The organism is Acetobacterium sp. (assembly GCF_041752335.1).
Lineage (GTDB): Bacteria > Bacillota > Clostridia > Eubacteriales > Eubacteriaceae > Acetobacterium.
Window position 1 is genome coordinate 25270 of the sequence record NZ_JBGSHG010000010.1, and the last position, 15159, is coordinate 40428.

Here is a 15159-nt window from a genome sequence, read left to right on the forward strand (position 1 = left end):
AAACGATATGAAAAATAAACTCAATATTGGAGTAGTTTTTGGAGGACAGTCAGGAGAGCATGAGGTTTCAAGGGTTTCTGCGTACAATGTTTTGGGTGTCATCGATCGGGAAAAGTATAATATTGTAACCATCGGCATATCAAAACAGGGGAAATGGTTTATCTATTCAGGCGATACCGAAAAAATCAAGGATGGTTCCTGGGAACAGGATCAAAAGAACCTTATTTCAGACTTTTCAATTTTCTCTCATCCGGAAATCTCTAAGATTGATGTTTTTTTTCCAGTTCTTCACGGACCGATGGGAGAAGATGGCACCATCCAGGGTGTTTTTGAAATGTTGAATAAACCCTATGTGGGGTGCGGGGTGTTAAGTTCTGCAGTAGGCATGGATAAGGTATTTTCCAAAATCATGTTCCAAAGCGTGGGAATCCCCACCGGGAAATATATTTATTTCCGGGAAAATGACTGGAAAAAAGATCCTGATGCCAAAATTGCCGAAATCGAAAGGGAACTGAGCTATCCTATTTTTGTAAAACCGGCTAACATGGGTTCAAGTGTGGGAATCAGTAAAGCCCATGACCGATCCGAACTCGTTGTGGCCATTAAAGAAGCCTTTGTTTATGATAACAAACTGATTCTGGAAGACTTTGTCAAAGGAAGAGAAATTGAATGTGCAGTGCTGGAAGTGGGCGACGTTGCTCGGGCATCGATTCTCGGAGAGGTTATCCCTTCCAAAGAGTTTTATGATTATGAAGCTAAGTACTCAGCCACGGAAGACTCCAAGGTTGTCATACCAGCTGATCTATCCAAAGAAGTCACTGAGAAAGTGAGAGATTACGCCATCAAAGCCTTTAAAGCCATTGAAGGCTCTGGTTTAACCCGGGTTGATTTCTTTGTCACCGATGATGAACGCATTTTAATCAATGAAGTAAATACCCTGCCGGGATTTACAAATATAAGTATGTACCCAAAAATGTGGGAAGCTACCGGAATTGGGTATATAGAACTTGTAGACCTGATTATTGCGTCAGCAAAGCGGAAACGCACCACCACCAACTAGGTTGTTCGATTTCTTTATGATGCGTAATCCTAATAAAAACTTAAGAGGATAATTTTTCTTGATAAAAAAACCCATCAATGGTTTAATAGTGGGAGTAATTATACCTCTAGGAGGAGACCAATGACTGAAGAAAGAAAAAAAGTATGGTTATCCATTTCGGGAACCATTAAAAATGAAGAAGATAAGGATAGCCTGGAGTTTCTGACCGAAGGGGATTTGTATAAAGAAGCCAATCGATCCTGTGTGACTTATAAAGAATCGGAAGTTTCCGGTATGGAAGGAACAATCACCACCGTTTGTGTTGATGCTCAAAAAGTGTCAGTCATTCGTTTGGGAACAACCAACTCCATTATGGAATTTGAACGTGGAAAAAGAAACCTGACCTGGTATTCCACCCCTTACGGGGATGTGACCATGGGGATTTTAACCAAGGATGTGTTTGTAAACTATAATGAGGATAAAGAGCCGACCAAGGTGTCCATCGATTACAACATCGAAATCGAAGGCGTTACAAATTCTCAGAATATCCTGAACATAAAAATTACCCAATAAAAAATGGCAGGGATGCCAATCACAGGAGAAGCGCCGGGAGCGCTTCTCCTTTAAATTTCAACAGTCTGAGAACGAATAGAAGAGCCCCATTAGTTGATAATATATAGAAGAGTGAGAGGAAATTAAGGATGTACATACGCGAAAAGATCACCGAACAAGTTAAAAAAATCATTGGCGATGCACTAGATCAAGCGGTTGAATCCGGAGCATTGGCGATTGAAACCATGCCGGATCTTTTTCTGGAAATTCCGAGAGAAAAAGAACATGGTGAATATTCCACCAATATCGCCATGCAGTTACCCAAACAGACTAAGAAAGCTCCCCGTTTTATTGCCGAAACCCTGGTGGCCAATATGAAAACCGGAGACTCTTACATCGAGTCAATCGAAATAGCTGGACCTGGCTTCATTAATTTTAAACTGAAACCCGATTGGCAATATGTAGTTTTAGCAGAAGTAGCAGCGATGAAAGCCAATTACGGCCGCAGTCAGAAAAATGCCGGAAAAAAATTCAATCTGGAGTTTATTTCTGCCAATCCTACCGGACCTATGCATATGGGAAATGCCAGAGGTGGGGCCATTGGTGATATTTTAGCTTCAGTTGCCGACTGGACCGGCTATGATGTCACCCGGGAATTCTATATTAATGATGCCGGAAATCAGATTGTTAAATTTGGCGATTCACTGGATGCCCGTTACCGCCAATTGATGGGAGAAGATATCCCATTTCCCGAGGATGGTTATCAGGGTGAAGACATTACCGAACATATGAGAGTTTTCATTGCAGCAAATGGTGACGTTCACCGCTCGATGACTCCGGAAGAACGTAAGCCGATCCTGATTGATTATGCGCTGAATAAAAACCTCGCCCAAATGAGAAGCGATCTGGAAGCCTATGGGATCCGCTATGATGTCTGGTTTTCAGAACAAAGCCTTTATGACAGTGGCGCCATCGAGAAGACCATTGAGCTGTTGGGAAAAGGCGGTTTCACCTACGAACAGGAAGGTGCTTTATGGTTTAAAGCCACTGAATTTGGTTCTGATAAGGATGATGTTTTAATCCGGGCTAACGGACTGCCCACCTATTTTATGGCCGATATCGCCTACCATATGGATAAGTTTATTAACCGCGGGTTCAATCGCTGCATCAACGTCTGGGGTGCTGATCATCACGGCCATGTGGCCCGGCTCAAAGGGGCGCTGGAGGCGGTCGGAATTGATGCCGCTAATTTTGATGTGGTCATCATGCAACTGGTGCGACTGCTCCGAAACGGCGAAGTGGCAAGAATGTCCAAACGTCAGGGGAAAGCTATTGCGCTGACTGATCTCATCGATGAAGTGGGCGTTGATGCGACCCGATTCTTCTTTAATCTGCGCTCGCCGGACAGCCATTTTGACTTTGATCTGGACCTGGCTATTGAGCAGTCCAATGATAATCCGGTATTTTACGTGCAATATGCCCATGCCAGAATCTGCAGCATTATTCGCCAGATGACGGAAGAGTTGGATCAAACGATTCCCCTGGATTACAGCCGACTGGTTGAAAAAGAAGAATTGTATCTGATGGAAATATTGTCGAATTTCCCAGATGAAATTCTGACTGCGGAAGACAAACTGGATCCCAGCCGAATTACCCGATATGCCATTGATCTGGCGGCTGCATTCCATAGTTTTTATAATGCCTGCCACGTCCGGGTTGAAGATAAGGCCTTGATGAAAGCCAGAGTTGCGCTGATCGAGTCAACTCAACAAGTTATTCAAAATGCCCTGGGTATTTTGGGAGTATCTGCTCCAGAAAGAATGTAAAAATGAAAACAGAATCAGGAATCTTTGACCGAACTGAAAAACTGATTGGGAAATCGGGTTTGGAGATTCTAAAAAATTCAAGAGTTATTTTGTTTGGCGTGGGCGGTGTCGGCTCATTTGTGGCGGAAGCGCTAATCAGAAGTGGGGTGGGTTTTTTAACCATTGTGGATAAGGATACCATCGATACTAGCAATCTGAATCGCCAGATTATGGCCAATGTCAAAACGGTGGGAAAGAAAAAAGTGGAGGTGATGGCGAGAAGGCTCATTGCCATCAACCCGCTATCCATCGTTCATCCCATGCATATATGTTATACTCCGGAAACATCCCAGGAGTTTCACCTCCAGGATTATGACTATGTTATCGATGCGGTGGATATGGTAACGGCAAAAATTGATCTGGTCGTCAAAAGTCAGGAAAACAAGGTTCCGATTATCAGCTGTATGGGAACCGGAAATAAAATGGACGCCAGTCGTTTTAATATTACCGATATCTATGAAACCTCAGTTTGCCCTCTGGCCAAAGTTATGCGCAAAGAATTGCGGGAACGGGGCGTAAGATCGCTGAAGGTCCTTTATTCTACAGAAGAACCGATAATCCGTGAAACTCCGCCTGGCAGCATTGCTTTTGTCCCTTCGGTGGCTGGACTTCTGATCGCTGGTGAAGTGGTACGGGATCTGCTGAAAAATGGAAACATGAAAGAAAATTAACAACAGATATTTAGCTGCCAGATCAAATAGCTTAAAAACCTTTTGAGTTATTTATTTGGTGGCATTTTTTTTGGTTATTTATGTTATAATTTTAATGTAAATTGAGGCTCCCGGAAAATTCAAATCACCAGGGTCTAAGAATACAGCAGCGCAAACGACCAGCGACTTAGAAAGCGAAAGTAATTTTCAAAAGTTTTCACGATTTTTCTATTTGTAAAAATAAAATCAGTTGTCAACTGATTTATTTTTGAGGATCGGAGCAGCCAAATATAAACATGCGCAAACTAAATAATCCTGTACAAATGGCTGAAAATATGGTTAAATCTACTTGTAAAAGTGGCTAAAAGGAGTAAAATGATACGGATAGGAAGCGGTTATGACGTCCATCGTTTAGTTGCAAATCGACCACTCATTTTAGGCGGTGTAAAAATAGAACATCCTTTGGGTCTGCTGGGACATTCGGATGCTGACGTGCTGGTGCATGCTATTATCGATGCGCTGTTAGGGGCGCTGGCGCTGGGTGATATCGGCAAACACTTTCCTGACACTGATGGAGCCTATAAAAATTGTGACAGTTTGTTGCTGCTTGAAAAAGTGGGGCAGCTTGTGGCAGCGAGGGGGTATCGAATCAATAACATTGATTCTACAATTATTGCCCAGGCTCCAAAGCTTGCGCCCTATATTGAAACCATGGGGGCAAACATTAGTAGAACTCTGGATTTATCAGGGGATTGTGTGAGTGTAAAAGCGACGACCGAAGAAGGTTTGGGCTTTACCGGGAGTGAACAGGGGATCGCTGCCAACGCAGTGGTGAGTCTTTTGAAAGGAGAAATAAATAGATGATCGGTATTATTGCAGCCATGGACAGTGAGGTTCGTGACATCAAGTCGGTGATGGAAGATGGAATTAAGATCCACCACGGAGGGATGACTTTTTTCAAGGGAAAACTCCACCAAAAAGAGGTCATTGCAGTTAAAAGCGGAGTTGGAAAAGTTAATGCCGCCATGTGTACCCAGGTTTTGATTGACATTTTTAAGGCAACAACTATCATCCATGTGGGTGTGGCCGGTGCGGTTCATCCGGATCTGGAAATTGGTGACATTGTCATCTCAGCGGACAGCTGTCAATATGATATGGATGCACGGGCTTTTGGACATCCCCGCGGCGAAATACCAAACATGGATACTACCTTTTTTAAAGCAGACCCCGCCCTGATTAAGCTGGCGGAGGCAGCCGCCGAAGCGCTGAAGGTTTCCTACCGGACGGGTCGAATCATGACCGCTGATTTGGGCGTCGACTCCAACAAGCTCAAAGAAGAACTGCGGGAAGAATTTGGCGGACTCTGTGTCGAAATGGAAGGAGCGGCAGTTGGACAGGTTGCCATGCTGAACCAGGTTCCCTATCTGGTGATCCGCTCCATGTCCGACAAGGCCGATTCCAATCTGACTGATGATTACAAGGCCAACCTGGAAGCCTCCATTAAAAATGGGGTCGCGATGGTGCTGAACATCGTTCAGGGAGTCGCATAGATATGAAAGAATTGGCACTGCGCCCGACCTGGGCGGAAATAGACCTGGATGCTCTGACCAGTAATTATGAAGAAATCCGCCGAATTGTCGGACCCAACGTTAAAGTTTTGGGGGTTGTTAAAGCCGATGCCTACGGACATGGCAGTCTGGAATGTGCCCGAACTCTTTGTGATGCCGGGGTGGATATGCTGGCAGTTGCTTTTATTGATGAAGCCATTGCCCTCCGCCAGGGCGGCATCACCGAACAGATTTTACTGCTGGGCTATACAGCAAAAGCTCATATCCCCGATCTGATCCGTTGGGATCTGATTCCCGGAGTCTATCAGATAGATTTTGCCCAGGCCTTGTCGGATTACTGTTTGGAAATCGGAATTCGCCATCCCATTCATGTAAAAATTGATACCGGTATGGGACGCATTGGGATTGGCTGGCGGGAGGCTTCACAAGTGATTGAAGCGATGTACCGCTTGGAAGGCATTGAACTTCAGGGTCTGTATACGCATTTTTCTACCGCCGACGCCGCCGATAAAACCCATACCAAAGAGCAGATCAGGCGCTATCAACAGGTTCTTGCTGAACTGACAGAAAAAAATATCAGTATTCCCATCAAGCATATGGCCAACAGCGCCGGAATATTTGATGTCGACGGGGTTCATTTTGATATGGTGCGTCCGGGGATTATCCTTTACGGGCTTTATCCATCGGCTGAAGTGGACCGGTCGAAAATCGATTTAAAGCCGGTAATGACCCTGAAATCAACCATTGTTCATCTAAAAACCCTCCATCCCGGCGAGACAGTGAGCTACGGTAACCGTTTTGTCGCCAATGAAGACCGGATCATCGGGACCTTGCCAATTGGCTATGCCGATGGCTACACCAGAATGTTAAACGGTTTGGGCAAGGTCTGGATTGCCGGCCAGCTGGTGCCGGTGGTCGGCAGCATTTGTATGGATCAATGCATGATCGATTTGACCGATGTGGAAGCGGTTTCCCTTTATGACGAGGTGGAGCTTTTTGGCAACAACATTTCAGCCGATGTCTTGGCCGAGGCATTGGGAACCATTAATTATGAAATTACCTGTATGGTGAACAAACGGGTACCCCGAGTGTTCATTAAGGATGGGGTACCTCAGACGATTAGACGTGACATTTTAAATCGGCAAATTAACGCAAACAGTGATATTTATTAAAGAGGAGAATTAAATGGCAATTTTAGAAGAAACCGTTAGGGAAATTCGCAAAGATATTGTAAAAATGATTGGCAAAGCAGCTTCAGGTCATCCCGGAGGATCATTGTCTTCAGCAGAAATTCTGACCCTGCTTTATTTTGAACAAATGAATGTCGATGAAAACAATCCCCGCAAAGAAGACCGGGATCGTTTTGTCTTGTCAAAAGGACACGCCGCCCCGGTGCTTTATGCAACCTTGGCAGCAAAAGGCTTTTTCCCCAGAGCCGAGCTGGAAAACCTGAGGCAACTGGGTTCGATGCTCCAGGGACATCCGGACATGAACAAGGTACCAGGGGTTGATATGTCAACTGGTTCTTTGGGACAGGGGATTTCGGTGGCAGCAGGGATGGCCTTGGCCGGAAAAATGGACAACAAATCTCATAAAATCTATGCCCTTCTGGGCGACGGTGAATTGCAGGAAGGCCTGGTTTGGGAAGCCGCCATGGCTGCCAGCCATTACCAGCTTAATAATTTGATTGCTTTTGTGGATAATAATAATCTTCAGATTGACGGGGCCATCTGTGAGGTTATGTCACCATTCCCCATTGATGCCAAGTTTGAAGCCTTTGGCTGGAATGTCATCACGGTGGAAGACGGTCATGATTTTGATGAACTGCGAACCGCTGTAGAAGCGGCAAAAAAATCAGAGGATAAACCAACCGTGATCATTTGTAAAACGGTCAAGGGTAAATGTGTCTCATTTATGGAAAACAATGCGGGATGGCATGGAAAAGGGCCGAATGCGGAAGAAGTGAAACAAGCATTGGCAGAATTGGAGGCATAATCATGGCAGATAAAAAATCAACTCGACAGGCATACGGCGAATACTTAGTGAAACTGGGAGAAAAAAATCAGAATCTGGTGGTTCTGGATGCGGATCTCTCGGGCGCAACCAAGACGAATATCTTTAAAAAGGCCTGCCCCGAACGGCATTTCAATGTCGGGATTGCTGAAGCAAACCTGATGGGAATGTCCGCCGGTCTGGCAACTGCAGGAAAAATTCCCTTTGCCAGCACCTTTGCCATTTTTGGCGCCGGGCGGGCTTATGAAATCATTCGTAACAGCATCTGCTATCCGAAACTGAATGTAAAAATTGCTCTAACCCATTCTGGGATTTCTGTAGGTGAAGATGGCGGTTCGCACCAGTCCATCGAAGATATTGCGCTGATGCGGGTCATTCCCAATATGACAGTTTTATCACCGGCAGATGCCATCGAAACAGAAAAAATGATGGATGCCGCCATCGCAATTGACGGACCGGTTTATATTCGCCTGGGTCGCAGTGATGTACCCATTCTGTTCGATGAAGACTATCAATTTGAACTGGGAAAAGCTGGTTTGCTAAAAAGCGGCGAAGACGTGACCATCATTGCCACCGGCATGATGGTGGGACCAGCCCTGGAAGCTGCGCAACTCTTAGAAGCGGATGGCGTTTTGGCCCGAGTATTAAACATGGGCTCCATTAAACCCATCGATGTGAATGCCATTGAAGCTGCTGCCGTTGATACCGGTGCCATTGTTACGGCTGAAGAACACAGCATCATTGGCGGTCTGGGCAGTGCCGTGGCCGAAGTGTTATGTGATGTTGCACCAGTGCCCCTGGAACGGGTTGGCGTCAAGGATCTGTTTGGACAATCCGGTAAGGTTGCGCCACTGATGGAAAAATATGGTTTAACAGCCAAAGATATCGTAACAGCGGCAAAAAAAGCGATCGCCCGAAAATAGTAGAAAAAGAATAATAATGAGATAAATTGATAAAAAAACAGGGTCTTTGGGACTCTGTTTTTTTACTGTTACGAGTAATCTGGCATTTTATCATGGTAATTATTAATAATTAAGGTATAATAAGGTTTAAAGGGGTTAAATTAGCAAATAATTTAGAATGATAAAGGAGAAATCGTATGCCAAAAGGTTTTAAAGAGGCAATGGAGGAACGTCGTTCGTTCTATGCAATCTGTGATGAAAGTCCTATTTCCGCTGAAGAAATACTTGAAATTATTGATAATTCAACTAAACATGTGCCTTCTGCTTTTAACAGTCAAAGTCAACGTGTTGCAGTTTTATTTGGAGAACGGCATTTGGAGTTCTGGGGAATCGTCATGGAGAGCCTCAGAAAAATCATTCTGGCCGAAGATTTTAGAGCAACAGAAAAGAAGATCAAAGGTTTTGCAGCCGGATGCGGTACCCTGCTGTTTTATGATGATATGTCTATCACCAAAGGTCTGATGGAGCGGTTTACAAACTACAAAGAAAGTTTTCCGATTTGGGCTGAACAGTCCAATGGGATGCTGCAATTTGCAATATGGGCCCAACTGGAAGCCGAAGGTTTGGGAGCAACTATTCAGCATTATAATCCTATTATTGATAACGATGTCAAGACCGCCTTTAATATCCCTTCAGCCTGGCGTTTAATTGCTCAAATGCCTTTTGGTAGCCCGACAGCAGAACCGATTCAAAAAGAGTTTGTGCCAATAGAAAAACGGGTGATTGTAATTGAATAGTTTATGATAGTGTTTAAAACAAAAACCACGGAGGTTCTTCGTGGTTTTTGTTTTAGCAGCCCGGTATGAACCCCGGCTGGAATTGTTTGAGAAAATAAGTTAACATAAGTATTATTATTGGATTTGCTGGGAACCTGTTCTATTCAAGTAGCAGCAAGCCATAATACTTAATAAATTCATCTTTGGTTGCCAGGGTTTTGAGGGTTTCGCCATTATTTCGCACGGTTTGAAAGACATCAATGCCGGAGCCTTCCATGGAAGGTCGACGGTTTTTGGTATTGAGACAAGGTTTCTCTAAATCACAGGATGGGCAGATATGACAAGGCCCGGCCCAGAAGGCAAAAGCCTTATGAAAGCCACCGGTAAAGGCCAACCGTTCAGCTTCGAGGATCTTTCGTTGAAATTCCCCGGTTCCCGGGGTTCCTTTAATAAGAAAAGCGCGGGAGTAGCTGGAAAGCAGTCGGCTCGTTTCTTCGAAAGGGATCTCATTGGCCTGACAATGTTTGAGATTGGCCGATGAGCAGCCAAAAGCGCACTTATTCTTGGCAAATTCGGTAACGACTACCGAATCGGTGGTGATTTCCAGGACATCATCAAAGCCGATATTAAGGATCGGATGTTTTAAGCGCTGGAGGGGCGTAAGCGATAGACTATCGATAAAATCAGGCGATTTACCGGCAAAAATAACGGCGGTATCGGTTTCCAGCGGAATCAGAGCAGTGGTGGTGAGACCGGCTACTTCTAATCTGCGGATGACTTCTTTGCCAGAGCAGACCTGGCCGCCAAAATGGATCATCCGGTTGATACCGGACAGTCTGGCCATCAGCGTTGCATGTTCATCAAAGGCATCGTGAAGCATTAGGATTCCATCAGGTTTAAGCATCGGTAAATAGCTGTACAATTGATCGTGAAGAAGTTGGGGGTTACTGTTGATAAACAGCCCGGTAAGAATAATCAGGGAATAGTCATTGTCGGAATTTCCAGCAGCTGTTTTGAGACCCGTTTTTGTCGCCAGGTGAATCCGGGGAAAATCATTTATCGACATCAAAGACGGTGAGAAAACACTTTCATCAGTTAAGAGGGTCACTGAAATATCGGGAAAGGCTTCAACAAAAGACCGAGCCATTGTTTCTGAACCAGGACCAATAATCAGAATATTTCCCGTTAAGTCAGTGAAAAAACCCACACACTCAAGGGCTTTCATGCGAGTAAGTTGATTGACCGCCTTATTTTTCAGGGCGGTTAATTCTTGATTGGTAACCGGATCTGATTGTTCGCTTCGGATAATGGATTTATTTGGCATCAACGAAGACTTTAAATGATGCCACTGGAGTGCCTGGGTTTGGCGCAAGCGAAGGGCATCCCCCAGATAATCCGGGCTGGATGAAAGTAGATAACGTTTGGTCAGGCTGGCGTTGCTGTAGCTTTTCTCAAAGCAAAAAAGTAGCCCCAGGCTTTCCAGCAGCGCCAGATAGGGGGAGAGCGCAACGGTCTCAGTGCCGAGCTTTTGGGAAAGCCGGGCAGCCGAAGCACCATCAATTCCATAGGTCTCCAGGGTTTCAAAAAGATCCAAATCCAGAGCTGTGAATAAAGCCTCGGATACCCAGTTAGCTGAGGATATATTTTCCAGATACTGGCCGCCATGGGTATGGGGATCGAAGCTTTTTAATGAGAAGATCTTATTTTCTTTTGAATGTTTCATAGTGATTTCCTATTCTTGAAATACTTGAGAGATAGAAATAATTAAATACTTTATTTTATAAAATTTCCGATTGATGTGAACATAAAACAGAAATACAAATTTTAAATAAAATGATAGTACCATTATATAACTGAAAAGAAAAATCAGCAAGTCTTAAAGGACAGCAGTAAAAGTATAATAATATGCATTGCGGAAGTCGCCCATTATCAATGCTGTTTCATAAATTTGAGGAAATACTGCAAAATAAGAGATAATATTGACTTTTTTATCTAATAAAGCATATAATACAAATAAGATTTTGATAAAAATTTGCAGAATGGAGAAATTTTATGCTGCTTGAATTCAAAACTAAAAATTATAAATCGTTTAAAGAGGAATTAGTTTTTTCGATGATCCCAGCTCCCAAGCAAAAGGGACTGGATTACAGTGTGCAGCATTCAAAAATTGGAAAGAGGGCGTACAAAGGGCTGTGTTCGGCAGTGATTTATGGCCCCAATGCATCAGGAAAAACAAACATTATTGGTGCCATGGATACCTTTAAAACAATTGTGCTTCGTGGAAATATCCGTAATTTAGATGATAAAAATACTCCCAACGCAGCAGCGAATACGTTAGAGTTGATTCCAAACAACTCAAATATTGAGCAAAGCCCGGTTGCGTTTTCCGTTAAATTTATTGACAACAACTTTTTAATTGAGTATTCGTTCGAAGTAAATCTTGGTAAGTTTTTGGAGGCGGATTTCCCGAGAAAGATTATTTCGGAATCTCTTATAGTCAACGACAAAGTGGTGTTTGTCAGAAATAAAGATTTGGAATTTGGAACGTTTGACACCATTGATAATTTGCTGGTAAATGCTTTTGACCAGAATGAAAAAGGTGCAATTTCATTGGCAAAAAGTAATTTGAACGATGAAGAACTGTTTTTAATGAATGGCTTTAAAACGATGTTTAGTGCAAAGTTGACCTTGTTAATAAGCAACTGGCTAGATAATAAGTTTATGGTGATCTACCGCGCGGACTCATTACATCTGATTCGTAAATTCTCAGATCCCCAAAAAAAGTCGGTCTATATTGAAAAGACGATGAACGAGGCCGCAAACTATTTTGGGATCACCTCTAATGCCTTGGGTTATGTAATTGAAGGGGATGAGGCCGAAGCGAAATTATATTCGCTATTTAATGATGCCGAGAAAAGCACAGCTATTTCTGCAGAGATATTTGAATCATATGGTACGATTCGCTTTGTTAATATGTTTCCTTTGGTAGTAAATGCCCTTTTGAATGGAGGGACCTTAATAGTTGATGAGTTCGATGCTTCGATTCATCCAATGGCATTAATGAGTATTATCAATGTTTTTCATAACGACGAGATTAATATCCATAATGCACAGCTGATTTTTAACACGCATAACCCGATTTTTTTGAATGCCAATTTATTTCGGCGTGATGAGATAAAATTTGTCGAAAGAGATGATGATACACACTACAGCATTCACTATTCTCTTTCTGATTTTGGCACGACAGGCAGGAATGGCGTTCGCAAGAATGAAGATTATTTAAAAAACTACTTTATCAGTCGCTACGGTGCTATTAAGGACATTGATTTCGCACCAATTTTTGAAAGTCTGTTTGATGACAAAAAAGAGGAGCAGTAGCGATGAAAGAAAATCGAAAATACTATTTTACCGTTGAGGGTGAAACTGAGCGGTGGTATTTACAGTGGTTGCAAAACAGTGTCAATGCTGAACCAGCTTCGAATTATAGAAGGATTGCTATTGACTGCCCCATTCAAAAAAATCCTTTGAAACGGGCAAAGTCATTAGTGAGCTTGGGGAAAACTGAGATAACCCATATGTTTGACTATGAGAGTAATGACGAAATTCACACGACCCAGTTTCAAACTACGTTGGATCAAATGAAGGAATCTCAGTCAATTGGTAAATCCATCAAATATCAACTTGGATACAGTAATTTCACATTTGAACTATGGATGGTATTGCATAAAATAGACTGCCAGGGTTGTCTGACTCACCGTAAGCAGTACATTAAATCCATCAATCGAGCGTATGGTGAATGTTTCGAAAATCTTGATCAGTATAAGCATGAAGACAACTTCAAGCGGGTCCTCAGTAAATTGACTTTAGATGATGTTAAAAAGGCTATCCAACGATCAAAGACTATTATGCGAAATAATCAAGAAAACGGTTTGGTACTGCAGCAATATAAGGGCTTCCGGTTCTATAAAGAAAATCCGTCCCTTTCTATTTGGGTAGCAATTGAAAAGATATTGCAAGACTGTGGATTATTGGAGTGAACGTTGGGGTGGGAAATGCAGTTCTGGGATTAAATTAAAAATAAAAAGGTAGAGTCATAAAGAAAAAGCAGGAGAAAGTTAGCAATTGGCAATTACCGGATCTAGTTGTAACGATTGCCTATCTTTAGTCATTTGTGATGAAAACACAATTGTTGGAGGGTTGAAGTATGTTTGGTACAATTATTTTAGATGCTTATAAAAGTGATGAACTTGAAATTATGGCTAATTTCATTGATGAAATCTGTTCCCCAATGGACACCGTAGGATGGGCTTCAGCGGGGATATATTCATTCTGGGAGTACGATACAAAAGAGATTCTTTATATTGGATTGGCATCTGATTTATGTGTGCGTTTTAAACAACATAACGGGCTTCTTCCTATTGATGATAGTGCATGTAAATATCTTCAAATACAGGATTATTTCAAAACACACAAAAAGCTCGGATATACAATTTTAGTGCAGTCACCTTTATCACAACCGATTGTTCAAAGAAATGAGAAAATGTATCGGATTTTTTTAGAGAAACCCAAAGGGATCGCCGTTGGCAATTATGTGGGTGAAGAAGGATTAGAGCATATAAAATTAGTAGAAGGTCAATTGATTGAAGCATACAGACTGTTTACCGGAGATATACCACCGTGGAATAAAATAGGTGGAAATACTTATGCACGTAAGTTTGCAACTAAAGGTAATTTCCTTCAAATAATACAAGCTTTTTCATCAGGTGATACTCATAACCTACTTATTTCAAGAAGTACTTTAAGAGAACTAGCAAATAATGCCACGTATGAGTGGTTTGAAGTTCAATTACATGCTTTGCGAATGATGATGTTGACAATGGGTTATTCATATCAGGACGCTTTGGACTTTCAATTGACCGTTAATCCGGATTTTCAAATTATTTTTGACCGACTCAAAGATGAGAATTATGTACAGAAAGAACTTATTGTCTAAAGTTAGAACTCTTAAATATCCAACTACAGTGGTGGTTTTCTTATTTGAGAGGCCGATTGTCGAACTAATTACCAATGTGCTGATAGAAATACCTGTCTTTGGGCTAATTGAGAAGCTAAGTTGCAATTAAGGTAGTCAATAATTAGATAAATGCAATATTGTCCAGTCGTAGGTTGCCAATACTTTAAGAGGATATAATCAACTTAGAGGATATGTTCTGTTTTCATAAAATCTTGTGCTTGGCGAATTGCATTTCGAAGGTAGCAGATTGGGGTTGTAGGAATATGCGGTCGAATTCCGACTGAAAGAGGAGACCAAGTAACCGCAAAGAGAAAGCTATCGTTAGCAATGGTGGCAAGAAGTATTATAGGTGAGTTATAATAATAATACCCGTTGAGAGTAGCGCCAGAGGAAAGTAAAAGAAAAATTCAGTTATAGATAACAAGCATCTACAATAGGTTGTTTTTTTATTTTGAATTTCAGGTAGATATGCATTCATATTAAAGTCGATTTCTTCTTCGCATTTCACACGTATTGAATTGTATAATGCTCGATACAGTCGTTCTTGCAGTAAATAATATGCGTCCAAACCCCAAAATACAAGAGTTGGAACATATGCAATAAGAAAATACATTTTATCCGCATCCTTGCTAGATAGTGGGTAGTGTAAATAATTTTGTGTTTTCTCGTTTTCCAGGTTAATGTAAAATACAGAATTAAAAATTTGCGATGAAAATATAAGTTTTAAAATATGAATCCATTTTTGCACATGATTCGAAGGCTGTCAATAGTGATCATTGG

The 15159-nt window shown here is 42.2% G+C and carries 14 protein-coding genes; 13 read left to right on the forward strand and 1 reads right to left on the reverse strand.

The features are described from left to right. Positions 1-7: 7 nt before the first annotated feature. The 10 genes from ACEW8F_RS01885 (at position 8) to ACEW8F_RS01930 (ending at position 9386) form a co-directional block, all read left to right on the forward strand. On the forward strand, positions 8-1060 hold the full coding sequence (locus ACEW8F_RS01885; RefSeq protein WP_373481779.1) for a D-alanine--D-alanine ligase family protein: 1053 nt from the start codon (positions 8-10) through the stop codon (positions 1058-1060). Between the two features lie 120 nt (positions 1061-1180). Further along, a complete protein-coding gene (locus tag ACEW8F_RS01890; protein WP_373481780.1) occupies positions 1181-1612 on the forward strand; it encodes a DUF1934 domain-containing protein in 432 nt (143 codons plus the stop codon). A gap of 128 nt (positions 1613-1740) precedes the next feature. Beyond that, positions 1741-3417 carry an arginine--tRNA ligase gene (argS, locus tag ACEW8F_RS01895; RefSeq protein ID WP_373481781.1) on the forward strand — a complete coding sequence of 559 codons (1677 nt, stop codon included), beginning with the start codon at positions 1741-1743 and terminating at the stop codon, positions 3415-3417. A gap of 2 nt (positions 3418-3419) precedes the next feature. Next, positions 3420-4127 carry a ThiF family adenylyltransferase gene (locus ACEW8F_RS01900; protein ID WP_373481782.1) on the forward strand — a complete coding sequence of 236 codons (708 nt, stop codon included), beginning with the start codon at positions 3420-3422 and terminating at the stop codon, positions 4125-4127. A 357-nt stretch (positions 4128-4484) separates the two neighbouring features. Next, positions 4485-4970, forward strand: a complete 486-nt coding sequence (ispF, locus tag ACEW8F_RS01905) for a 2-C-methyl-D-erythritol 2,4-cyclodiphosphate synthase (protein ID WP_373481794.1) — start codon at positions 4485-4487, stop codon at positions 4968-4970. Next, positions 4967-5656 (forward strand): 5'-methylthioadenosine/adenosylhomocysteine nucleosidase, encoded by a 690-nt coding sequence (locus ACEW8F_RS01910; RefSeq protein WP_373481783.1) that lies wholly within the window; start codon positions 4967-4969, stop codon positions 5654-5656. The genes ispF and ACEW8F_RS01910 overlap by 4 nt, the downstream gene beginning before the upstream one ends. A gap of 2 nt (positions 5657-5658) precedes the next feature. Then, on the forward strand, positions 5659-6846 hold the full coding sequence (gene alr / locus ACEW8F_RS01915; RefSeq protein WP_373481784.1) for an alanine racemase: 1188 nt from the start codon (positions 5659-5661) through the stop codon (positions 6844-6846). A gap of 13 nt (positions 6847-6859) precedes the next feature. Beyond that, positions 6860-7669, forward strand: a complete 810-nt coding sequence (locus tag ACEW8F_RS01920) for a transketolase (protein ID WP_373481785.1) — start codon at positions 6860-6862, stop codon at positions 7667-7669. A gap of 2 nt (positions 7670-7671) precedes the next feature. Continuing rightward, the gene (locus tag ACEW8F_RS01925) at positions 7672-8610 is read left to right on the forward strand and encodes a transketolase family protein (RefSeq protein ID WP_373481786.1); all 939 of its coding nucleotides are present in this window, start codon (positions 7672-7674) and stop codon (positions 8608-8610) included. Positions 8611-8786: 176 nt separating this feature from the next. Further along, entirely contained in the window at positions 8787-9386 is a 600-nt protein-coding gene (locus ACEW8F_RS01930) for a nitroreductase family protein (protein WP_373481787.1), read from the forward strand. A gap of 139 nt (positions 9387-9525) precedes the next feature. On the opposite strand, the gene ACEW8F_RS01935 is transcribed toward ACEW8F_RS01930, so the two are convergent. Further along, positions 9526-11088 (reverse strand): DUF2284 domain-containing protein, encoded by a 1563-nt coding sequence (locus ACEW8F_RS01935; RefSeq protein WP_373481788.1) that lies wholly within the window; start codon positions 11086-11088, stop codon positions 9526-9528. Between the two features lie 329 nt (positions 11089-11417). Here ACEW8F_RS01935 and ACEW8F_RS01940 point away from each other — a divergent pair, with 329 nt between their 5' ends. The 3 genes from ACEW8F_RS01940 to ACEW8F_RS01950 all read left to right on the forward strand — a co-directional run bounded on the left by ACEW8F_RS01940 (position 11418) and on the right by ACEW8F_RS01950 (position 14358). Next, the gene (locus ACEW8F_RS01940) at positions 11418-12743 is read left to right on the forward strand and encodes an ATP/GTP-binding protein (RefSeq protein WP_373481789.1); all 1326 of its coding nucleotides are present in this window, start codon (positions 11418-11420) and stop codon (positions 12741-12743) included. A 2-nt stretch (positions 12744-12745) separates the two neighbouring features. Further along, positions 12746-13402 (forward strand): RloB domain-containing protein, encoded by a 657-nt coding sequence (locus ACEW8F_RS01945; protein WP_373481790.1) that lies wholly within the window; start codon positions 12746-12748, stop codon positions 13400-13402. A 167-nt stretch (positions 13403-13569) separates the two neighbouring features. Next, on the forward strand, positions 13570-14358 hold the full coding sequence (locus ACEW8F_RS01950) for a GIY-YIG nuclease family protein (RefSeq protein ID WP_373481791.1): 789 nt from the start codon (positions 13570-13572) through the stop codon (positions 14356-14358). Positions 14359-15159: the final 801 nt, after the last annotated feature.